At 55.2% G+C, this 19,537-nt stretch carries 25 protein-coding genes; 12 read left to right on the plus strand and 13 right to left on the minus strand.

Annotated elements, in window-relative coordinates:
• Positions 1-2: 2 nt before the first annotated feature.
• From flgJ to flgB, 9 genes are read right to left on the minus strand one after another with little or no spacing between them, the layout of a single operon-like run.
• On the minus strand, positions 3-956 hold the full coding sequence (flgJ, locus tag L977_RS19990) for a flagellar assembly peptidoglycan hydrolase FlgJ (protein ID WP_047626771.1): 954 nt from the start codon (positions 954-956) through the stop codon (positions 3-5).
• Positions 956-2,053, minus strand: a complete 1,098-nt coding sequence (locus tag L977_RS19995; protein ID WP_014883366.1) for a flagellar basal body P-ring protein FlgI — start codon at positions 2,051-2,053, stop codon at positions 956-958. The genes flgJ and L977_RS19995 overlap by 1 nt, the downstream gene beginning before the upstream one ends.
• Positions 2,054-2,065: 12 nt before the next feature.
• On the minus strand, positions 2,066-2,764 hold the full coding sequence (gene flgH / locus L977_RS20000; RefSeq protein WP_003857987.1) for a flagellar basal body L-ring protein FlgH: 699 nt from the start codon (positions 2,762-2,764) through the stop codon (positions 2,066-2,068).
• A 57-nt stretch (positions 2,765-2,821) separates the two neighbouring features.
• Entirely contained in the window at positions 2,822-3,604 is a 783-nt protein-coding gene (gene flgG / locus L977_RS20005) for a flagellar basal-body rod protein FlgG (RefSeq protein WP_008500810.1), read from the minus strand.
• Positions 3,605-3,615: 11 nt separating this feature from the next.
• A complete protein-coding gene (locus tag L977_RS20010; protein WP_014883365.1) occupies positions 3,616-4,371 on the minus strand; it encodes a flagellar basal body rod protein FlgF in 756 nt (251 codons plus the stop codon).
• 20 nt (positions 4,372-4,391) lie between these two features.
• Positions 4,392-5,600 carry a flagellar hook protein FlgE gene (gene flgE, locus L977_RS20015; RefSeq protein ID WP_014883364.1) on the minus strand — a complete coding sequence of 403 codons (1,209 nt, stop codon included), beginning with the start codon at positions 5,598-5,600 and terminating at the stop codon, positions 4,392-4,394.
• A 26-nt stretch (positions 5,601-5,626) separates the two neighbouring features.
• Positions 5,627-6,337 carry a flagellar hook assembly protein FlgD gene (gene flgD / locus L977_RS20020; protein WP_014883363.1) on the minus strand — a complete coding sequence of 237 codons (711 nt, stop codon included), beginning with the start codon at positions 6,335-6,337 and terminating at the stop codon, positions 5,627-5,629.
• A gap of 11 nt (positions 6,338-6,348) precedes the next feature.
• Entirely contained in the window at positions 6,349-6,753 is a 405-nt protein-coding gene (flgC, locus tag L977_RS20025) for a flagellar basal body rod protein FlgC (RefSeq protein WP_013097138.1), read from the minus strand.
• A 3-nt stretch (positions 6,754-6,756) separates the two neighbouring features.
• Positions 6,757-7,173 (minus strand): flagellar basal body rod protein FlgB, encoded by a 417-nt coding sequence (gene flgB, locus L977_RS20030; protein ID WP_047626774.1) that lies wholly within the window; start codon positions 7,171-7,173, stop codon positions 6,757-6,759.
• A gap of 157 nt (positions 7,174-7,330) precedes the next feature.
• Here flgB and flgA point away from each other — a divergent pair, with 157 nt between their 5' ends.
• The 3 genes from flgA to flgN all read left to right on the plus strand — a co-directional run bounded on the left by flgA (position 7,331) and on the right by flgN (position 8,807).
• Entirely contained in the window at positions 7,331-7,990 is a 660-nt protein-coding gene (flgA, locus tag L977_RS20035) for a flagellar basal body P-ring formation chaperone FlgA (protein WP_014883361.1), read from the plus strand.
• A gap of 93 nt (positions 7,991-8,083) precedes the next feature.
• Complete coding sequence (flgM, locus tag L977_RS20040) at positions 8,084-8,377, plus strand: flagellar biosynthesis anti-sigma factor FlgM (RefSeq protein ID WP_014883360.1); 294 nt, start codon at positions 8,084-8,086, stop codon at positions 8,375-8,377.
• Between the two features lie 4 nt (positions 8,378-8,381).
• Entirely contained in the window at positions 8,382-8,807 is a 426-nt protein-coding gene (gene flgN, locus L977_RS20045) for a flagella biosynthesis chaperone FlgN (protein ID WP_014883359.1), read from the plus strand.
• Between the two features lie 59 nt (positions 8,808-8,866).
• On the opposite strand, the gene murJ is transcribed toward flgN, so the two are convergent.
• The 4 genes from murJ to rimJ all read right to left on the minus strand — a co-directional run bounded on the left by murJ (position 8,867) and on the right by rimJ (position 12,702).
• Positions 8,867-10,402: a murein biosynthesis integral membrane protein MurJ gene (gene murJ, locus L977_RS20050; protein WP_045269404.1), complete on the minus strand. Its 1,536-nt coding sequence runs from the start codon at positions 10,400-10,402 to the stop codon at positions 8,867-8,869.
• Between the two features lie 129 nt (positions 10,403-10,531).
• Entirely contained in the window at positions 10,532-11,455 is a 924-nt protein-coding gene (locus L977_RS20055) for a Gfo/Idh/MocA family protein (RefSeq protein WP_047626778.1), read from the minus strand.
• Positions 11,456-11,457: 2 nt separating this feature from the next.
• Positions 11,458-12,108 (minus strand): YceH family protein, encoded by a 651-nt coding sequence (locus tag L977_RS20060; protein WP_047626780.1) that lies wholly within the window; start codon positions 12,106-12,108, stop codon positions 11,458-11,460.
• Between the two features lie 9 nt (positions 12,109-12,117).
• Positions 12,118-12,702, minus strand: coding sequence for a ribosomal protein S5-alanine N-acetyltransferase (gene rimJ / locus L977_RS20065; RefSeq protein WP_014883355.1), 585 nt, complete (start codon positions 12,700-12,702; stop codon positions 12,118-12,120).
• Between the two features lie 236 nt (positions 12,703-12,938).
• On the opposite strand from rimJ, the gene mdtH reads away from it, so the two are divergent.
• The 9 genes from mdtH to L977_RS20105 all read left to right on the plus strand — a co-directional run.
• Positions 12,939-14,147, plus strand: coding sequence for a multidrug efflux MFS transporter MdtH (mdtH, locus tag L977_RS20070; RefSeq protein ID WP_014883354.1), 1,209 nt, complete (start codon positions 12,939-12,941; stop codon positions 14,145-14,147).
• 124 nt (positions 14,148-14,271) lie between these two features.
• On the plus strand, positions 14,272-14,832 hold the full coding sequence (locus L977_RS20075; protein ID WP_014883353.1) for a lipoprotein: 561 nt from the start codon (positions 14,272-14,274) through the stop codon (positions 14,830-14,832).
• Between the two features lie 126 nt (positions 14,833-14,958).
• Positions 14,959-16,005 (plus strand): dihydroorotase, encoded by a 1,047-nt coding sequence (gene pyrC / locus L977_RS20080; protein WP_047626783.1) that lies wholly within the window; start codon positions 14,959-14,961, stop codon positions 16,003-16,005.
• Between the two features lie 74 nt (positions 16,006-16,079).
• Complete coding sequence (gene dinI, locus L977_RS20085) at positions 16,080-16,325, plus strand: DNA damage-inducible protein I (RefSeq protein WP_014883351.1); 246 nt, start codon at positions 16,080-16,082, stop codon at positions 16,323-16,325.
• A gap of 272 nt (positions 16,326-16,597) precedes the next feature.
• Entirely contained in the window at positions 16,598-16,852 is a 255-nt protein-coding gene (bssS, locus tag L977_RS20090; RefSeq protein ID WP_008500827.1) for a biofilm formation regulator BssS, read from the plus strand.
• A gap of 115 nt (positions 16,853-16,967) precedes the next feature.
• The gene (solA, locus tag L977_RS20095; RefSeq protein WP_014883350.1) at positions 16,968-18,086 is read left to right on the plus strand and encodes an N-methyl-L-tryptophan oxidase; all 1,119 of its coding nucleotides are present in this window, start codon (positions 16,968-16,970) and stop codon (positions 18,084-18,086) included.
• Between the two features lie 59 nt (positions 18,087-18,145).
• On the plus strand, positions 18,146-18,259 hold the full coding sequence (locus tag L977_RS23365) for a YceO family protein (protein ID WP_014883349.1): 114 nt from the start codon (positions 18,146-18,148) through the stop codon (positions 18,257-18,259).
• 218 nt (positions 18,260-18,477) lie between these two features.
• Entirely contained in the window at positions 18,478-19,044 is a 567-nt protein-coding gene (locus L977_RS20100; protein WP_045135501.1) for a cytochrome b, read from the plus strand.
• Position 19,045: 1 nt separating this feature from the next.
• The coding region (locus L977_RS20105; RefSeq protein ID WP_047626786.1) for a YceI family protein at positions 19,046-19,537 on the plus strand (492 nt) is incomplete at its 3' end.

Consider the following 19,537-nt stretch of genomic DNA (forward strand, 5'->3'; position numbering starts at 1 on the left):
TTTCAGAACAGATTTTCAATATCTGTGCTATAGGCTTTACTGACCTTCTCGCCCATGGATTTCAGCTGCTGGATCATGCTGGTAAGCTTACGAGCGTAGTTCGGGTCGGTCGCGTAGCCTGCGTTTTGCAAAGCCTGAGCGCCCTGCTCCGCCGTCGCCGCCTGCGTAACGGCGGTATAACGTGGATTTCGGCTCAGCAGACCGACATAGTCGGACAATGCTTCCAGATAGGAGCTGTAAACACGGAATTTCGCTTTCACCTTCACCGCCGCACCGTTCTCGTATTCGGTGGTGGTGATCTCCGTTGTCGGTCCCTTCCAGCTGGAGGTGGCCTTCACACCGAAGATGTTAAAGCTCGGGTCGCCGTTTTCCTTACGGATCTGGCGCTGTCCCCACCCGGATTCCAGCGCGGCCTGAGCCAGAATCAGATGGTGTGGCACACCGCTCTGCTCACTGGCAAGACGGGCCGGCAGCGAAAGCTGCGCCAGAAAGTCTTTGCTGTCACCGGAGAGCGGCTCGTCGCTGCTCACCGTCGCCTTCGGTATCGCTTTACGCACCATTTGCGTCAGGGCCTGGTTCTGATAGCTGGTCACCGTTTGCAGGTCAAACTTCATCGGTACCTGCTGCGGCTCATCTTTCGGCTGAATCCCCTGCGCGGCTTCGGTCTGTTTGACTATCATGTCAGCCAGACCGAGGCCTTTACCGGCGGTCATCTCCTGCGCAATCTGCTGGTCATACATGCTGGTGTAAAGACGCGTTGAATCGCTGCTGAACATCCCGTCTTTCGGCAGGGTTTCACGCATGCTTTTCAGCATCATCTGTACAAACATCCCTTCCACCTGGCGGGCGACCGGGCGGATATTCGCCGCCGGGTCTTTACCTGCTTTGGTTTTCAGTTCGTTGAGCGACTGGGTATCCCAGGCGGCACTGGTCAACAGTTTGCTATCGGTCAGCATCAGATGATTTCCAGTTTGGCGCGCAGACAGCCTGCACTTTGCATGGACTGCAGAATGGACATCAGATCCATCGGCGTGGCACCCAGCGCATTCAGAGCACGCACGACGCTGTTCAGGTTGGCGCTGGAACGTACGCTCTGCAGAGAACCACCGCTCTGACGTAAATCAATCTGCGTTTGTGGCGTCACCACCGTCTGGCCGCCACCAAATGGGGTATCCGGCTGGCTGACGTTGGCAGAACGGTTAACCGTCACGGAGAGGTTACCCTGCGCCACGGCGCAGCTATCCAGCGAGACTTCCCGGTTCATCACCACGGAGCCCGTACGGGAGTTGATGATCACTTTGGCATCCTGAACAGGGACGTTCACTTCCATATTCTGGATATCGGCCAGCATGCGCACCTGGTTGCTGCTGCCTGTGGAGGTACGGATCTGCACGGTACGGGCATCCAGCGCCGTCGCACTGCCATAGCCGCGGCTGCGGTTGATGGTGTCGGCGATCTGCTGCGCCATGGTGAAATCTTCGTTGTTCAGCTGCAGGTTGATGGTATTCCCGGCGCCGAACTGGGTCGGCAGTTCACGCTCAATGATCGCGCCGTTGGTAATGCGTCCGCCGTTCAGCTGGTTCACCTGCACGCTGCTACCGCCAGCTGAGGCCCCCGCACCGCCGACCAGAATGTTACCCTGCGCCAGGGCATAGACCTGGCTGTCGACGCCTTTCAGCGGCGTCATCAGCAGCGTACCGCCGCGCAGGCTTTTGGCGTTCCCCATAGAGGAGACCACCACATCAATGGTCTGCCCCTGGCGTGCAAACGCCGGGTAAGAGGCCGTGACCATGACCGCAGCCACGTTTTTCAGCTGCATGTTGGTTCCCGCCGGAACGGTAATACCGAGCTGGGAAAGCATGTTGTTCAGGCTCTGCGTCGTGAATGGCGTCTGGGTTGTCTGGTCACCCGTACCGTCCAGCCCCACCACCAGGCCATAGCCAATCAGCGAGTTCTCGCGTACGCCCTGAACGCTGGTGAGATCGCGAATACGGTCAGCCTGGGCAAAGGTAGCCACCAGAACCAGCGCCACGGCGAAGATCGATTTAAACATGGGTCACCTCGCTTACATCGGCGATAAATTAAGGAAGAAGCGCTGCAGCCAACCCATATTTTGCGCTTCATTAATGTAGCCGTTACCGACGTACTCAATGCGCGCATCCGCCACCTGAGTGGACGGAACGGTGTTGGTGCCGCTGATGGTGCGTGGATTCACCACGCCCGAGAAGCGAATGAATTCAGTGCCCTGGTTAATGGCGATCTGTTTTTCACCCACAACGTGTAAGTTGCCGTTAACCAGCACCTGGTCAACCGTGACCGTCAGCGTACCGCTAAAGGTATTGCTGGCGTTCGCGCCACCTTTACCGTTAAAGGTATTGCCGCCGGAAGCCTCAACGTCCGCTCGCGCATTGCCGAAGAGTCCTTGCAGATAACGCGGTACGGTGTCAAAGCCAAAATTGGTTTTGCCATCGCGGCTGGCATTCGCCGACGAGCTCTTGCTCGCGCTGACGTTTTCCTGCAGAACAATGGTCAATGTATCGCCGACGTTACGCGGGCGGCGATCTTCAAACAGCGGCTGATAACCGTAATTAATCGGCTGCGCGGTCTGGAAAATAGAGCCGTTTACCACTGGCGCAGGGCCAGGAACGGGTTGGGCAGTCGTCGCACCCTGGACTAATGGTTTAGACGGGATCCAGGCACACCCGCTGAGGGTGACGGCCAGGACAGTCAGTATCGGATAACGAAACGCCGCGTTTTTTTGCATTGCCTTCATCTTCGAAAACAGGGAGCCGGTGCGGCGTTTACCGCACCGGGCAACACCTTAGAGTTGCGTCAGTTTTTGCAGCATCTGATCGGTCGTCGAGACTGCTTTACTGTTAATTTCATACGCGCGCTGAACCTGGATCATATTCACCAGCTCTTCCGCCACGTTCACGTTGGAGGTTTCTACATACCCCTGATACAGCAAACCCGCACCGTTCAGGCCAGGCGTGCTTTCATTTGGCGTACCGGAGGATTGCGTTTCGGTGTAGAGGTTCTCACCAATGCTTTCCAGACCGGTATCGTTCATGAAGGTGGTCAGGTTGAGCTGTCCGACCTGGACCGGCGCAGCCTGGCCCTGCTGGGTCACGCTGACCACACCGTCGCGGCCGATAGTAATGCTCAGGGCGTTCGCCGGAATGGTGATCGCAGGTTGAACCTGGAAACCGCCCGCCGTCACCAGCTGGCCGTTCTGATCGACCTGGAACGAGCCGTCACGGGTATAGGCAGAAGTACCGTCAGGCAACTGCACCTGGAAGAAGCCCTGACCTTTGATTGCCACGTCTTTACTGTTGTTGGTCTGAGACAGGTTGCCCTGGCTGTGCAGACGCTCGGTGGCCACCGGGCGAACACCGGTACCGATCTGCAGACCTGACGGCAACGTCGTCTGTTCAGAAGACTGCGCGCCCGGCTGACGGATGGTTTGATAAAGCAAATCTTCGAAAACGGCGCGCTGACGCTTGAAACCATTGGTGCTGACGTTTGCCAGGTTGTTGGCAATCACATCCATGTTGGTTTGCTGCGCGTCCAGGCCAGTTTTCGCGATCCATAAAGAACTGATCATAAAGAGTCCTGTTAACTCATAGACAGAAGTTGGTTAGCCTTGCCCGCGTTTTCATCCACGCTGCTGATAATTTTCATCTGCATTTCGAAACGACGGGCGCTGGCGATCATGTCGCTCATGGCGGCTACCGGCTTGACGTTACTGCCTTCCAGAACGCCGGACATCACGCGGATGCTCGGATCGGCCTGTAACGTAGCACCACGGGTAGCCTGAGCAGCCTGGGTCAGACGGAACATCCCGTCGTCACCACGCTGCACCTCTTTGCCTTCCGCTTTTACCAGTTTCAGTCGTCCGACAGGGGCAACGGTATTGGCCGGATCGCCCGGGTTCAACGCGGAGATGGTACCGTCAGCCGCGATGGTCAACTCAGAGCCTTCAGGCACCGTCAGCGGACCCGCTTCCCCCATCACCGGATGACCCTGAATCGTCAACTGGCCGGTTGCACTAACCTGGATATTCCCGTTACGGGTATAGCCTTCGCTGCCATCAGCGGTCTGCACCGCCAGCCAGCCGTCCTGCTGCAGCGCAACGTCCAGCGGGCGTGAGGTGTAATCCATCTGCCCTGGCGTCATATCTGCGCCAGGGGTAGAGGCTGCGACCAGCGTACGGGTCGGCAGGGAAAGACCTTCTACCGGCACCGCGCGCAACGCATTCAGCTGCGCGCGAAAGCCCGGCGTCGAGGCGTTTGCCAGGTTGCTGGCAGTAACGGCCTGCTGGTTGAGCGTCTGACTTGCCGCGCCCATCGCAGTATATATTGCGTGATCCATTGCGCTTTCCTGTTAGCCGCTTAACGCAGGTTAACCAGCGTGTTGAGGATCTGATCCTGGGTCTTGATGGTCTGCGCGTTCGACTGATAGTTACGTTGCGCGACAATCATGTTCACCAGCTCTTTACTCAGATCGACGTTTGAGGCTTCCAGCGCACCGTTGGTCAGCGTACCGAAGTTACCGCTTCCCGCTGTACCCAGCAGCGCCACGCCGGAGGACTGGGTAGCCGACCAGACGTTATCGCCTTCAGACTTCAGGCCTTCGTTGTTGGCGAAGTTTGCCAGCACGATCTGACCCAGCACCTGAGTCTGTTCGTTGGAATAGTTCCCCACCACGGTACCGTCATCGTTGATCTGATAGCTCACCAGATCGCCCGGCTTGAAGCCGTTCTGGCTGGTCGCCACGATATTGTTTGCGCCGGTGTTCTGCTGCATAGAGTTAGCAAAACTCATGGCGAAGGTCGCAGGGGTCGCACCCGGGATGGTCCCGGTCGTCAGGTTGATGTTTCCACCACCGGTCAACGTCCCGTTATTATCGAAGGTCAGCGTGGTGGCCAGTGCCGCCGTGCTGCCTGCCACGCTACCGTCCTGGGCATACACTTTCCAGGAGTTGGCCGGAGTCGCATCTTTGACGTAAAACAGGTTCATGTTGTGCGCATTACCCTGGCTATCAAAGACGGTTACCGTGCCTTTTTTGTTGTAGGTATCCGGGTTAGCCGGATCAAAGGCGGTGGTCGGTGCGGTGTCGGTGGAATTGAGGTTAATCTGCTGGGAAGCCGTGGAGGTGGACTTCGCGGCCATCAGCGTGGTCGGGATATTAATCGCCTGTGGATTCGCACCGGTCTGAACCGTTGATGGCGTGCCGGCAACCGGATAACCGGTTAATTGCATCCCCTGCATGTTCACCAGGTTACGGTTCTCGTCCAGCTTAAACTGGCCGTTACGGCTGTAGAACACCGAGCCGTTTGCATCGACCATACGGAAGAAACCGTTCTGGCTGATGGCAACGTCCAGGCCGCGCCCGGTATTGGTGGTGGTGCCGTCAGTAAAGTCCTGAGTGATACCCGCAACTTTGACGCCCAGACCCACTTTGGAACCGGCAAACATGTCTGCAAAGGAAGCAGAACCGGATTTAAAACCATAGGTCGCGGAGTTGGCGATGTTGTTGCCAATGACATCCAGGTTGGTGGCCGCAGCATTCAGGCCGCTGACCGCTTGAGAAAAGGCCATGACTTACTCCTGATAAGTGTTAAGGCTTAGATAATCTGCCGAACTTCGTCGAGTGTGGTGGTACCTGAGGTACCCAAATCCAGTTTGTTGCCGTCGCCCCCTCTAATCACGCCCTGAACCAGCGCGAACTGCAGCGGCTGTGCCACCAGCTGGGTTGTCCCGTTGCTGGCGCTAATCGCGACTTTGTAGGAGCCATTTGGTGCTTTGGTGCCGTCCGCCAGGCTGCCATCCCAGGTAAAGGTATGAACGCCCGCCTTCAGCTCACCAATGTCGATGGTGCGAACCACAGCGCCGGTCGAGTCGGTGATCGTCGCAGTCACTTTGTCAGCGGCCTGCTGCAATTCAACGCCAAACGGGGTCGTCGTCGTGGTCGAGGTACCGTCTGTGGTGCTGGTGCCGGCAAGAATAGTGGTGCCCGGGATCATTACCCCGTGACCAATCAGGCTGGCCGCCTGCAGAGACTGGCTGCTGTTAATCTGGCCGGAGACGGAACCCAGGGTCGTGTTAAGTTTCTCAATGCCGCTCACGGTACTGATCTGCGCAAGCTGCGTCGTCAGTTCGTTGTTCTGCATTGGGTTCGTGGGATCCTGGTTCTTCAACTGAGCCACCAGCAGCGTCAGAAAGCTGCTCTGCAAATCGGAGGCGTTACTTCCCGTCAGGGAGCTGGAGCTTGTCGAACTTTGGGTGTTATTAACACCCGTGTTCGTGGGATCATTCACATTGACGGCGATGGACATGCGTGTCTCCTTTACTGGCCGAGAGTGAGTGTTTTGAGCATCATGCTCTTCACGGTATTAAGCACTTCGACGTTCGCCTGGTAGCTACGAGAGGCCGACATGGAGTTCACCATCTCACCTACCACATCCACGTTTGGCATCTTCACGTATCCGTTAGCGTCCGCAAGCGGGTTACCGGGCTCATACACCAGCTTGTCCGGCGCCTGGCTCTCTACCACGTCAGACACCTTCACGCCGCCCGTCGCCGCACCGGGCGCCGCATCGACCTGAAAGACGACCTGTTTGGCACGGTAAGGCTGTCCGTCAGGTCCGGTCACGCTGTCGGCGTTCGCCAGGTTACTGGCCGCCACGTTCAGACGTTTGGACTGAGCGGTTAACGCCGAACCGGCGATATCAAAAATGTTCAGCAAGGCCATTTATCAGTTGCCCCCCTGCAGGACGTTCATCATGCCTTTGATTTGTCCGCCGAGTAGGGTCAGGCCCATCTGGTATTTCAGGCTGTTATCGGCGAACTGCGTACGCTCCCGGTCCATATCCACGGTGTTACCGTCGAGTGATGGCTGGTCGGGGATGCGATAAAGTAAATCGGTCGCTGGCGCGGTCATCGCCTGAGCAGGAATATGGCGAGAGGATGTCATGGCAAGTGCAACACCCGTTCCTTCGGCACGTCCACGCTCCATCACCTTTTTGAGTTCACTGGAAAAATCAATATCGCGCGCCTGATACCCGGGCGTATCGGCGTTAGCGATGTTGGCGGCTAAAATCTCCTGCCGCTGGGCGCGTAAATTGAGCGCTTCCTGCTGAAAACGTAACGCGGCGTCGAGTTTATCGAGCATGTCTCCTCCGCTGATGGCAAAATTTCAGTTCACAGCTTAAATCTCACCCGGTCTCCCCTATCGACGGAATAAGCGCAAAATGCGTCGCTATTTATTCCGTTGATGCAAAACCACTGCAGGTAGAATTCAGTCAACTCTGGAAACGGTGGAACTTGCGATGCAAACGTTAAAACGTGGTCTGGTGGCGGCTTTCTTGCTGTTTAGCCCTCTGGTGCAGGCTGAAGGTTTACAGGATCAGTTAACGGCTTTCTTTGCGGAAAAGCTGGCAGGCTTTAGCGATGACGTTACCGTTACCGTACGTACGCCCCCGAATCTGTACCCCACCTGTGAGCAACCGTCATTCAGCGTCACGGGAACCACGAAGCTGTGGGGCAATGTGAACGTGCTGGCTCGCTGCGCCAACGAAAAACGCTATTTACAGGTTGCCGTTCAGGCGACGGGCAATTATGTTGTTGCCGCCGTGCCTATTGCGCGTGGCAGCCTGCTGCAGGCAAACAGCGTGACGTTGAAGCGCGGGCGCCTGGATCAGCTCCCGCCACGGACAATGCTGGAAATGAACCAGGCACAGGATGCCGTCAGCCTGCGCGATGTTGCGCCAGGCCAGCCGATTCAGCTTTCAATGCTGCGCCAGGCATGGCGTGTCAAAGCGGGACAGCAGGTGATGGTTGTGGCCAACGGAGACGGCTTTAGCATCAACAGTGAAGGGAAAGCGTTAAACAATGCCGCGGTCGCGCAAAACGCCCGCGTCAGAATGTCCTCAGGCCAGGTGGTGAGCGGAACCGTCGATTCTGATGGGAATATTCTGATTAACCTATAATCTTTTTAAAGATTTCGCGGCGCGTGCCGATAAATATTCAACTAATGATGATGTCAGGCGCAAACGCCGCGAACCCTCGATGAGGACAACACTATGAGCATTGATCGTACATCAGCCCTGAAGCCGGTAAGCGCTGTACAGCCTCGCGAAACGAATGACGCTACCCCTCAGAAAACGCGTCTGGAAAAACCGTCAACGTCTAACAGCACCAGCGTGACGCTGAGCGATGCCCAGGCAAAACTGATGCAGCCCGGCAGCAACGATATCAATATGGAACGTGTGGAAGCGCTGAAAACGGCAATTCGTAACGGCGAGCTGAAAATGGACACCAGCAAAATCGCTGACGCCCTGATTCAGGAAGCACAGAGTTTCTTACAGAGTAACTAACCGTATGAGTCGACTGTCAGAAATACTGGATCACATGACGGTTGTCCTGAACGACCTGAAAACGGTAATGGACGCTGAACAGCAGCACCTCTCTTCCGGTAACATCAACGGCAGTGCGCTGCAGCGGATTACTGAGGATAAGAGTTCGCTTCTGGCGACGCTGGATTATCTGGAGCAGCAACGACGCGCTGAGCAGGATCCTAAGCGCAGCGCCAATGACGATATTGTTGAGCGCTGGCAGACCATAACGGAAAAAACCCAGCACCTGCGCGACCTCAACCAGCATAACGGCTGGCTGCTTGAAGGCCAGATAGAGCGTAATCAGCAGGCGCTTGAAGTGTTGAAGCCGCATAAAGAAACCGGACTGTACGGTGCGGATGGTCAGACAGCGACGGCGCGCATTGCGGGTGTGAAAAAGATTTCGATTTGACGCATATGCGGCAAATCATGAAGTGGGGAGCACCCTAAGGTGAACTCCCCTTTTGGCGTTTATGCCGTACGGCGGGCAAACTCTTTCACTTTGAAGCCCAGTACGGCGAGCGTGGCAAAGTAAGCTACCACCCCGACGCCCACCACGGCCATCAGCCGCATCAGACGATAAGGCATCGTGCCCTGGGACCACTCTGGCATAACATGCATCATCCCGAGTAATGCCGCAGACATCACCAGTACTGCAATAATCAACCGCACAAGGAAGCTCGCCCAGCCCGGCTGCGGCGTAAAGATATCCTGCTTGCGCAGTTGCCAGTACAACAGCCCGGCATTCAGACAGGCCGCCAGACCAATAGACAGCGACAGACCGGCATGCTTCAGCGGGCCGATAAACGCCAGGTTCATCAGCTGCGTCATAATCAGCGTCACAATGGCAATTTTCACCGGCGTTTTAATGTCCTGACGCGAGTAGAACCCCGGTGCCAGCACCTTGACGACAATCAGCCCCATCAAGCCGACGGAGTAGGCAATCAGCGCCCGCTGGGTCATCGCGGCGTCAAAGGCAGTAAATTTACCGTACTGGAACAGGGACACCGTCAGCGGCTTGGCCAGAATCCCCAGCGCCACCGCACTTGGCAATGCCAGCAGGAAGCAGAGACGTAACCCCCAGTCCATCAGGCGGCAGTATTCATCATGGTTGCCGCTGGCAAAGCTTTTTGACAGCGACGGCAGCAGGATGGTCCCCAGCGCCACGCCCAGCACACCGGATGGAAACTCCATCAGACGGTCCGCGTAGTACATCCACGACACAGAGCCCGACACCAGGAAAGAGGCAAAGATGGTGTTGATGATAAGCGAGATCTGGCTGACGGAGACGCCAAGAATGGCGGGCCCCATCTGCTTAATCACGCGCATCGCGCCGGCATCTTTGAGATTAATGCGCGGCAGCACCAGCATGCCGATTTTCTTCAGGTGCGGCAGCTGATACGCCAGCTGCAGCACGCCGCCCACGGTTACCGCCCAGGCCAGCGCCAGTACCGGTGGGTTGAAATGCGGCGCGGCGAACAGGGCAAAACCGATCATGCTGACGTTAAGGAACGTCGGCGCAAACGCCGGAACGGAGAAACGGTTCCAGGTGTTCAGTATCGCCCCCACCAGCGAGGCCAGCGAGATCAGCAGAATATAGGGGAAGGTAATGCGCAGCAGCTGCGAGGTCAGTGCAAATTTATCAGCCGTATCGGCAAAACCGGGGGCGGTCACCAGAATCACCCACGGCGCGGCCAGCATCCCGATAACGGTCACCACGGCCAGCGCCAGGGTCAGTAGTCCCGAAACGTAAGAGACAAAGACGCGGGTCGCATCCTCGCCCTGCTTGCTTTTATATTCCGCGAGAATAGGCACAAATGCCTGCGAAAATGCCCCTTCCGCAAAAATACGACGCAACAGATTTGGCAATTTGAACGCGACGAAAAAGGCGTCCGTCGCCATTCCTGCACCAAAAACCCTTGCCACAATCGCGTCACGTGCAAAGCCCAGCACGCGAGAAAACATGGTCATCGAGCTGACTGCCGCCAGCGATTTTAATAAGTTCATTAACGTGAATTTCCAGAACCATACGGATTTGTAGGCCGGGTTAGCGTAAGCGCCACCCGGCAAAGCCAACAAGCGGCGCTTAGTCTAACCGGATTTCATCGAATTACTATCGGCAGATGTTACAGCGAATTATTCACTCATGGCATCGCGCCAGAGCCTTTCCACAATGCGCTGCGCCAGAATGGCCTGCTCGCCGGACGTTTCAGGAACCGTCTGATTTTGCACACAGGTGATGAAGTGACGGGCACATCCTGCGAAACCACGCTGCTCAAGCGTACTTTGCCAGCCGGGTGCAGGAGGCGTAACAACGCCATTGCCCTTCTCTTCGCGCCACTCGCGCATATCGGTAATGTCATACAGCGCACCGTCGGTGACGGCCTGAACGAACTCACGCTGGCTGCCCGCACGACGGTGCATACTGGTGGTAATCTGAAGATGCTCAACGGCAAAATGGTGTTCCGCGTACACCATCTCCCCCCGTTCGTTAGTGACCAGGGTGCCGCTTTTCAGCTGTGCATTACCGTTGCTCAGCCACAGCGCGGTATCCACCACGTGAAGATAATCATCAAGAAGGGTAAAACGCAGATCGTTCGGTCCTACGCTGTCGGTACGATGCTTATCCATACGCAGCGAAGCCATATTGCCGGACTGCGCTTTCAGCTGCTGGTAAAGCGGCGCAAAGCGGCGGTTAAACCCCACCATCAGGGTCAGGTTTTTACGCGCCGCCAGATCAATCAGGCGTTCGGCGTCCTGCACGTTTTCCGCCAGCGGTTTATCCACGCAGACGTGGACGCCCGCATTGAGCAGCTCGCTTACCACCTGATAGTGGGTGGCCGTGGAGGTATGCACAAAGACGGCGTCACACTCGCGGGCCAGATCCTGCAGCGAGGCGGCATACGGAATGCGCCAGGTTGAGCAGATACGCTCTGCTTTTTCACGGCCAGGAGACCATGCGCCTTGCAGCGTCCAGTCGGTCGCAGCCCCTAAAACCGGTAGCCAGGCTTTTTGCGCTATTCCGCCCAGCCCCACGACGCCAATGCGTAATTTTTTCACCGTCAGTCTCCCAAATGTGCCAGTAATGCATCCAGACGTTGTTTCAACCCGGCAACCTCACCTTCCAGAGCCTCCACACGGGCAACCAAATCGTCATCGCCAGTTGTTATATCGGTTACAGGAGACGTAACTGAAATATCAACGTCACCGCAGAAGAGATGCATATAGCGGCTTTCACGTTTACCCGGCTCGCGGGCCAGACGGACAACGTACGGGCCATCTTCACGTGCGGCCAGCCCCTCCAGCGTCTGCTCAACTTCCTGCATGTCGCTAAACTCATGCATACGGGAAGCACGCGTGCGCAGCTCCCCCGGCGTCTGCGCCCCGCGCAACAGCAGCGTAGTAACGACCGCCACTTCGGCGCTGCTCAGCTTCAGATCGCCAAATTCGGAGTTACAGAAACGCTGTTCGTATTTGGTCACGCGGTTACCGAAGCCGCTGACGGTGCGCAGATAGTGGCGTTTTACCAGCGCATCCAGCACATCCTGAACGTCATGCTCGCTGAGGTTCATCACCGGCTCACGGTTCGTTTTTTGGTTACAGGCCATGGTCACGGCGTTAACAGAAAGCGGATACTGTTCCGGCGTGGTGACCTGTTTTTCGAGTAAGCACCCAATCACGCGCGCTTCTGTACCGTTTAGCTGATACTTCATCTTTTCTCCTTAACGACCTGCAGTCCAGTCACGGGTGGTTAACGCCGTCAGCACGTGGTCACGCCACTCGCCGTCTATCAACAAATAGTCTTTGGCGTAACCTTCTTTCTCGAACCCTAAGCGCGCCAGTAAATTTCCGCTGCGCTGATTATGCGGCATATAGTTCGCCATAATGCGATGAATGTGTTGCGTACGTTGCATATAGCGGATGGCCGCCGTTAACGCCTCGTACATCAGCCCCTGCCCCTGCCATTTCTGACCGATAGAGTAGCCAAGGTAACAGGCGTGAAACGACCCGCGCACCACATTCGAGAAATTAGCGATCCCGATAATTTCTTTCTCTTCTGGATCCAGCAACGCAAAATAAAACGCGCTACCCTGCTTATGAAATTCCGCAATCATGCTGAGGCGCGCCTGCCAGCCGGAGGGGTAACAATGGCTCTCATCCCGAACGGGTTCCCAGGGTTTCAAAAACTGGCGATTCTCGGCGTAATAATCCGCCAGACGCCAGGCATCACGCTCATGCACCAGACGAACGACCAGCCGGTCCGTTGTCAGACGCACTTTTGGCACATTACTGCGATAGCCAAACATCAATACCACTCCTTCCCGTCACTTCAGCTTGCCCATTAGCTTTACTATACCTGCGCCCGTGCCGTCTGTGAAAACAGTGACATACCATTTTCACCTCTTTTCACCTTTTTCAATGAAAACTCTCTATCAAAGCACCCTTTTGATAAAAAAATATTGTCGCGTCCAGGGGTGGGAAAAAACGTGGCGACACCGCAGAATGTTAGCGTGCTCACCTTCTTATTTTCCCTGGAGGGAAAATGTCCCGCGTATCACAGGCGAGGAGCCTGGGTAAATATTTCCTGTTAGTCGATAACATGCTGGTCGTGCTCGGCTTTTTTGTCGTATTCCCTCTCATCTCGATCCGCTTTGTCGATCAAATGGGCTGGGCGGCGGTAATGGTCGGTATTGCCCTGGGACTGCGTCAGTTTGTCCAGCAGGGTCTGGGCGTCTTTGGCGGCGCGATCGCTGACCGCTTTGGCGCTAAACCGATGATCGTGACCGGTATGCTGCTCCGCGCGGCAGGCTTTGCCACGATGGCCGTTGCCCACGAGCCCTGGCTGCTCTGGTTCTCCTGCTTCCTCTCAGGTATCGGCGGCACGCTGTTTGACCCGCCCCGTACCGCGCTGGTGGTGAAGCTGATTCGCCCGCAGCACCGGGGGCGTTTCTTCTCCATTCTGATGATGCAGGACAGTGCCGGCGCGGTGGTTGGCGCATTGCTGGGAAGCTGGCTGCTGCAGTACGATTTCCGTCTGGTCTGTGCGGCCGGGGCGGTACTCTTTATTCTGTGCGCGCTGTTTAACGGTCTCTATCTTCCCGCCTGGAAACTGTCGACGGTAAAAGCGCCGGTGCGCGAAGGGCTAGGTCGCGTGCTTCGCGACAAGCGTTTTGTCACCTACGTATTGACCCTGACCGGGTATTACATGCTGGCCGTGCAGGTGATGCTGATGCTGCCGATCATGGTAAACGATATTGCGGGCACGCCTGCTGCCGTTAAATGGATGTACGCCATTGAAGCCTGCCTGTCACTGACGCTGCTCTACCCCATCGCCCGCTGGAGCGAACGGCGTTTTCGCCTGGAACATCGCCTGATGGCCGGGCTGTTTCTGATGACGCTGAGCATGATGCCGATCGGTCTGGTGAGCTCGCTCCAGCAGCTGTTTACGCTGATTTGCACCTTCTATATCGGCTCCATCATCGCCGAGCCCGCCCGGGAAACGCTGAGCGCCTCGCTTGCGGACGCGCGTGCCCGCGGCAGCTATATGGGATTCAGCCGACTCGGTCTGGCCTTTGGTGGCGCGTTAGGCTACACCGGCGGCGGCTGGCTGTTCGATGCCGGTAAAGCGCTGAATCAACCGGAACTGCCGTGGATGATGCTCGGCGCAGTGGGCTTTATGACGTTACTGGCCCTCTGGTGGCAGTTCAGCCAGAAGCGAAGCGCGAGCGGTATGCTCGAGCCCGGCGCATAATCCTTCTCGTTGGCGGGAGAACTCTCCCGCCTCACTTCTCAGTATTTTCTGCTGGTTTCTGCTATTTCACACTGACATACTGACGCTACAGGACAGAAGCGCCGATTTTTCGTTGAGGAACACCATGAAGAAAATTGTCATTGCCGCCGCATTTATCGTTAGCGGCCTGCTGGTGGGCTGCAATCAGCTTACGCAATACACCGTCAGTGAACAGGAAATTAATCAGGCGCTGGAAAAACATAACAATTTCTCTAAAGACATTGGTGTGCCAGGCCTTGCCGATGCGCATATTATTCTCACCAATCTCACCAGCCAGATTGGTCGTGAAGAGCCCAATAAAGTCACCCTCGCCGGGGATGCCAGCCTTGATATGACCTCCCTTTTTGGCAACCAGAAAGCCAACATCAAGCTCAAGTTGAAGGCACTTCCTGTTTTCAACAAAGAGAAGGGCGCCATTTTCCTGCAGGAGATGGAAGTGGTCGATGCGCAGGTTTCACCGGACAAGATGGCACCGGTTCTGCAAACCCTGATGCCCTATCTGAACCAGTCGCTGCGTAACTATTTCAATCAACAACCGGCGTATGTCTTAAGCGAAGACAAAAGTAAGGGTGAAGCCCTTGCGAAAAAATACGCAAAAGGGATAGAGGTGAAACCGGGAGAAATCATCATTCCTTTCACCGATTAACCTGAAGGGCGCTGCGGCGCCCTTTTTTTTACGGAAAAGTGTGCAAACGAAAACGTTTCCGCTTATGATTTGTGTCCGGCAAAAACAGCCATCCTTATGACTGATTCCTGACAAGCCGGAGCTTCCATGACTGCACAACCCCAGGTTCTTAAAATCCGCCGCCCTGACGACTGGCATATCCATCTGCGCGATGGCGATATGCTGAAAACCGTCGTGCCTTATACCAGTGAAATTTATGGCCGCGCGATTGTCATGCCAAACCTGGTTCCGCCAGTCACCTCCGTCGATGCCGCGATTGCCTATCGCCAGCGCATTCTGGATGCCGTCCCGGCTGGACATGATTTCACCCCGCTGATGACCTGCTATCTGACCGATTCTCTCGATCCGGACGAAGTTGAGCGCGGGTTTAACGAAGGCGTTTTTACGGCGGCGAAACTCTATCCTGCAAATGCCACCACCAACTCCAGCCACGGCGTCACCAGCATTGATGCCATCATGCCGGTGCTGGAACGTATGCAGAAACTGGGCATGCCGTTGCTGGTACACGGCGAAGTCACGCATGCCGAGATTGATATCTTCGACCGTGAAGCCCGCTTTATCGAGACCGTGATGGAACCGCTGCGTCAGCGCCTGCCTGCGCTTAAAGTGGTCTTTGAACATATCACCACCAAAGACGCCGCAGAATATGTGCGTGACGGCAACGAGTTGATTGCCGCCACCATCACCCCACAGCATCTGATGTTTAACCGTAACCACATGCTGGTAGGCGGGGTACGCCCTCACCTGTACTGCCTGCCGATCCTTAAGCGCAACGTTCACCAGCAGGCGCTGCGCGAACTGGTTGCCAGCGGTTTCTCACGCGCTTTCCTCGGCACAGACTCCGCGCCTCACGCCCGCCATCGTAAAGAGGCGAGCTGCGGCTGCGCAGGCTGTTTCAACGCCCCTACGGCCCTTGCCAGCTATGCAACGGTATTTGAAGAGATGGACGCGCTGGAACATTTCGAAGCGTTCTGCTCCCTCAACGGCCCGCGCTTTTACGGCCTGCCGGTCAATGACACGTTCATTGAACTGGAGCGCAAAGCGAGCCTGGTGGAGGCATCCATTGCCCTGACGGATGATACGCTGATCCCCTTCCTGGCAGGCGAAACCGTCAACTGGACGGTAAAACGCTAAATAATCAACGCCCCTTGTTGTCAAACGAACAATATACCTGTATAAATAAACAGTATATTACACAGGGGGCATTTATGCGTATTGAAGTCACCATAGCCAAAACTACCGTTCTGCCTGCTGGCGCGCTTGACGCACTGGCAGGCGAATTATCCCGTCGTATTCATAACACCTTCCCCGACAATGCAGGCGCCGTCACTGTTCGTTACGCCGCGGCGAACAACCTTTCCGTCATTGGCGGTGCAAAAGAAGATAAAGATCGCATCAGCGAAATCCTGCAGGAAACGTGGGAGAGCGCTGACGACTGGTTCATCACAGATTAACACTGCTCCCTCATTGTGTTTTTTGCCGGGTCGCCCCGGCTTTTTTTTGCCTGAAATTCCAGAAAGTTCAAAATAATTCGGCAACTTCTTTAAAAATCGTGAACAAGATGGTGTTTTATTGCTCGAACAATCCTAAAAAGCAGAAAAATGTGTTGCTAGCTGTTTATTTTTCCCTTAGGAACCCTTATTACTTGTATACTGAAGTTGCTTTCAGAAAAACATGCATTGAACCTCGAAGTCGTTGTCTTCTAACACGCATTATGGGGGTTATAATGGAAAAGAATAGCGAAGTCATCCAGACCCACCCACTCGTTGGCTGGGATATCAGTACCGTAGACAGCTACGATGCACTGATGCTGCGTTTGCACTACCAGACCCCAAATCAGCTGAACCGTGAAGAAGCGGAAGTTGGACAGACGCTGTGGCTTACGACAGACGTCGCCCGTCAGTTTATTTCTATTTTAGAGGCAGGAATTGCAAAAATAGAATCTGGCGACTATCAGGAAAATGAGTATAAACGGCACTAACCGAATGCTCACTTTTCTTTCAACAGGCACCCACGCGGTGCCTTATTTATTTCCCGCTTGTTTGCACCCGCTTTGTTAATTACTCTGCTAAAAAAACGTACGTGACGAGATGCATATGAGATATGACCTAATCATTATTGGCAGTGGCTCCGTAGGATCGGCCGCCGGGTATTACGCGACACAGGCAGGACTCAATGTCCTGATGATTGACTCTCACCTGCCGCCCCATAGCGAAGGTAGCCACCACGGCGACACGCGTCTCATTCGCCATGCCTATGGCGAGGGGGAACGCTATGTTCCGCTGGTGCTTCGAGCCCAGACGCTGTGGGACGCGCTGGCTAAAGAGACTGAAGAGCGCATTTTCGAACGTACGGGCGTCATCAATCTTGGCCCGGCCCGTTCGGAATTTCTGGCTAATGTGGAACGCAGCGCAAAGGCCTTTAATCTGGAGGTTGAGAAGCTGGACGCGCCGGCTATCACCGCGCGCTGGCCAGAAATTACCGTCCCGGACGATTATATTGGCCTCTTTGAAGCCAACTCCGGGGTGTTGCACTGTGAAACCGCCATCAAAACCTGGATCGACCTTGCCGCCAAAGCGGGCTGTGCGCAATTGTTTAACTGTCCGGTGGAGGCCATCACGCATAACGCAGATGGCGTGACGGTAACGACTCTGGACGGTGAATATTCGGCGTCTCGTTTGCTTATCAGCGCAGGAACCTGGGTCACCCGCCTGCTGCCAGACCTGCCGATCCAGCCCGTGCGTAAGGTCTTTTCGTGGTTCCAGTCGGATGGTCGCTACAGTGCCCAGAATAAATTCCCGGCGTTCACTGGCGAATTGCCCAATGGCGATCAGTTCTACGGTTTCCCTTCCGAAAAAGACGCGCTCAAGATTGGAAAACACAACGGGGGGCAAGTTATCTCCTCACCTGACGAGCGTAAACCGTTTGGTGCCTGTCCGCAGGATGGTTCAGAAGCCTTCTCGTTCCTGCGCAATATTCTCCCGGGCGTGGGTGGCCTGCTCTACGGCGCGGCCTGCACCTACGACAACACGCCGGATGAAGACTTTATCATTGATACGCTGCCAGGACATGACAACACCCTGCTCATTACCGGGCTGAGCGGACACGGATTTAAGTTCGCTTCCGTGCTGGGTGAAATCGCCGCGCAATTTGCTCAGGGTATCACGCCTCAGTTTGATCTGACGCCCTTCTCACTCGCGCGTTTTAACGGATAATCGCTATGGGCTCCGGACAGTTCGGGGCCCGTTTTCTTTTCGGTGAATCATGGGGCATTATGCGCAGGATCGTGAGTTTTCTCGTCAATAATATTCGCGAACATTTTATGCTCTATATCTTACTTTGGGCGCTACTTGCGATCGTTGATTTTATTTACATTGTATTTTATTGAAAGCGTTGACTGACATTTATTGACGTTACTTTATGTTTATTTAATCTCTTTCCCCCTGCTTATTCCGCCTTGCACGAAGCCTTTGAATTACCTTTGCGGTTCCTTTTCAAAATTGCTGAAATAAATAAAATAAAAATCCATATACTCTTATTTCAGTTGCAATATCTTGCCTTCCCGTTCATTTTTACGTTTCGGTTAATTTGAAAATGGACATTCTGATGCAATTGCGTAACTCCTCCCGGCGCTACGGAATAATATCCATAAGTTTGCACTGGATATTTGCCATTGCCGTCTATGGCATGTTCGGACTTGGACTCTGGATGGTCACGCTCAGCTATTACGACGGCTGGTATCACCAGGCGCCGGAGTTGCATAAAAGCATCGGCGTTTTGCTGATGCTGGGGCTGATTTTCCGCGTGATATGGCGACATATCTCCCCGCCACCTGCAGCACCGAAGACCCACAGTAAATTGACCCGTTTCAGTGCTGTCGCCGCGCATATTGCGCTTTATGCGCTGCTCTTCGCCATTCTGATCAGCGGCTATCTCATTTCGACGGCAGACGGCAAGCCGATCAGCGTTTTTGGTCTGTTCGAGGTGCCAGCAACGCTCAGTGATGCTGGGGTTCAGGCCGACACGGCGGGGGTGGTCCACCTCTGGCTTGCCTGGAGCGTGGTGATCCTGTCCGTGCTGCACGGGCTTGCCGCCCTTAAACACCACTTTATTGATAAAGACGATACGCTCAAGCGCATGCTTGGCCGCTCGTCAATTGACTCTGGAGTATAAAATGAAAAAACACCTGCTGGGTATCGCACTGGGCTCTCTGTTATTCACCACCGGTTCCGCCGTGGCGGCGGATTATAAAATTGATAAAGAGGGCCAGCACGCGTTCGTCAATTTCCGTATTCAGCATCTGGGATACAGCTGGCTGTACGGTACCTTTAAAGATTTTGACGGCACATTCACCTTTGACGAGAAAAATCCTGCGGCGGATAAAGTCAATGTGACCATTAATACGAACAGCGTTGACACCAATCATGCTGAGCGCGATAAACACCTGCGCAGCGCAGAGTTTCTGAACGTCACTAAATTCCCGCAGGCGACCTTCACCTCTACGGACGTGAAAAAAGACGGTGAAAAGTTGAATATTACCGGTAATCTGACCCTGAATGGCGTCACGAAACCCGTGACTCTGGATGCAAAATTGATCGGCCAGGGTGACGACCCGTGGGGGGGTAAACGCGCAGGTTTTGAAGCGGCAGGAAAAATTCACCTGAAA

It is taken from the genome of Enterobacter sp. ZOR0014, assembly GCF_000798855.1.
Taxonomy (GTDB): Bacteria; Pseudomonadota; Gammaproteobacteria; order Enterobacterales; family Enterobacteriaceae; genus Enterobacter; species Enterobacter kobei.

Coding starts and splice junctions, on each gene's coding strand:
- flgJ (WP_047626771.1), bottom strand. CDS start 956: ATGCTGACCGATAGCAAACTGTTGACCAGTGCCGCCTGGGATACCCAG.
- L977_RS19995 (WP_014883366.1), bottom strand. CDS start 2,053: ATGTTTAAATCGATCTTCGCCGTGGCGCTGGTTCTGGTGGCTACCTTT.
- flgH (WP_003857987.1), bottom strand. CDS start 2,764: ATGCAAAAAAACGCGGCGTTTCGTTATCCGATACTGACTGTCCTGGCC.
- flgG (WP_008500810.1), bottom strand. CDS start 3,604: ATGATCAGTTCTTTATGGATCGCGAAAACTGGCCTGGACGCGCAGCAA.
- L977_RS20010 (WP_014883365.1), bottom strand. CDS start 4,371: ATGGATCACGCAATATATACTGCGATGGGCGCGGCAAGTCAGACGCTC.
- flgE (WP_014883364.1), bottom strand. CDS start 5,600: ATGGCCTTTTCTCAAGCGGTCAGCGGCCTGAATGCTGCGGCCACCAAC.
- flgD (WP_014883363.1), bottom strand. CDS start 6,337: ATGTCCATCGCCGTCAATGTGAATGATCCCACGAACACGGGTGTTAAT.
- flgC (WP_013097138.1), bottom strand. CDS start 6,753: ATGGCCTTGCTGAACATTTTTGATATCGCCGGTTCGGCGTTAACCGCT.
- flgB (WP_047626774.1), bottom strand. CDS start 7,173: ATGCTCGATAAACTCGACGCCGCGTTACGTTTTCAGCAGGAAGCGCTC.
- flgA (WP_014883361.1), top strand. CDS start 7,331: ATGCAAACGTTAAAACGTGGTCTGGTGGCGGCTTTCTTGCTGTTTAGC.
- flgM (WP_014883360.1), top strand. CDS start 8,084: ATGAGCATTGATCGTACATCAGCCCTGAAGCCGGTAAGCGCTGTACAG.
- flgN (WP_014883359.1), top strand. CDS start 8,382: ATGAGTCGACTGTCAGAAATACTGGATCACATGACGGTTGTCCTGAAC.
- murJ (WP_045269404.1), bottom strand. CDS start 10,402: ATGAACTTATTAAAATCGCTGGCGGCAGTCAGCTCGATGACCATGTTT.
- L977_RS20060 (WP_047626780.1), bottom strand. CDS start 12,108: ATGAAGTATCAGCTAAACGGTACAGAAGCGCGCGTGATTGGGTGCTTA.
- rimJ (WP_014883355.1), bottom strand. CDS start 12,702: ATGTTTGGCTATCGCAGTAATGTGCCAAAAGTGCGTCTGACAACGGAC.
- mdtH (WP_014883354.1), top strand. CDS start 12,939: ATGTCCCGCGTATCACAGGCGAGGAGCCTGGGTAAATATTTCCTGTTA.
- L977_RS20075 (WP_014883353.1), top strand. CDS start 14,272: ATGAAGAAAATTGTCATTGCCGCCGCATTTATCGTTAGCGGCCTGCTG.
- pyrC (WP_047626783.1), top strand. CDS start 14,959: ATGACTGCACAACCCCAGGTTCTTAAAATCCGCCGCCCTGACGACTGG.
- dinI (WP_014883351.1), top strand. CDS start 16,080: ATGCGTATTGAAGTCACCATAGCCAAAACTACCGTTCTGCCTGCTGGC.
- bssS (WP_008500827.1), top strand. CDS start 16,598: ATGGAAAAGAATAGCGAAGTCATCCAGACCCACCCACTCGTTGGCTGG.
- solA (WP_014883350.1), top strand. CDS start 16,968: ATGAGATATGACCTAATCATTATTGGCAGTGGCTCCGTAGGATCGGCC.
- L977_RS23365 (WP_014883349.1), top strand. CDS start 18,146: ATGCGCAGGATCGTGAGTTTTCTCGTCAATAATATTCGCGAACATTTT.
- L977_RS20100 (WP_045135501.1), top strand. CDS start 18,478: ATGCAATTGCGTAACTCCTCCCGGCGCTACGGAATAATATCCATAAGT.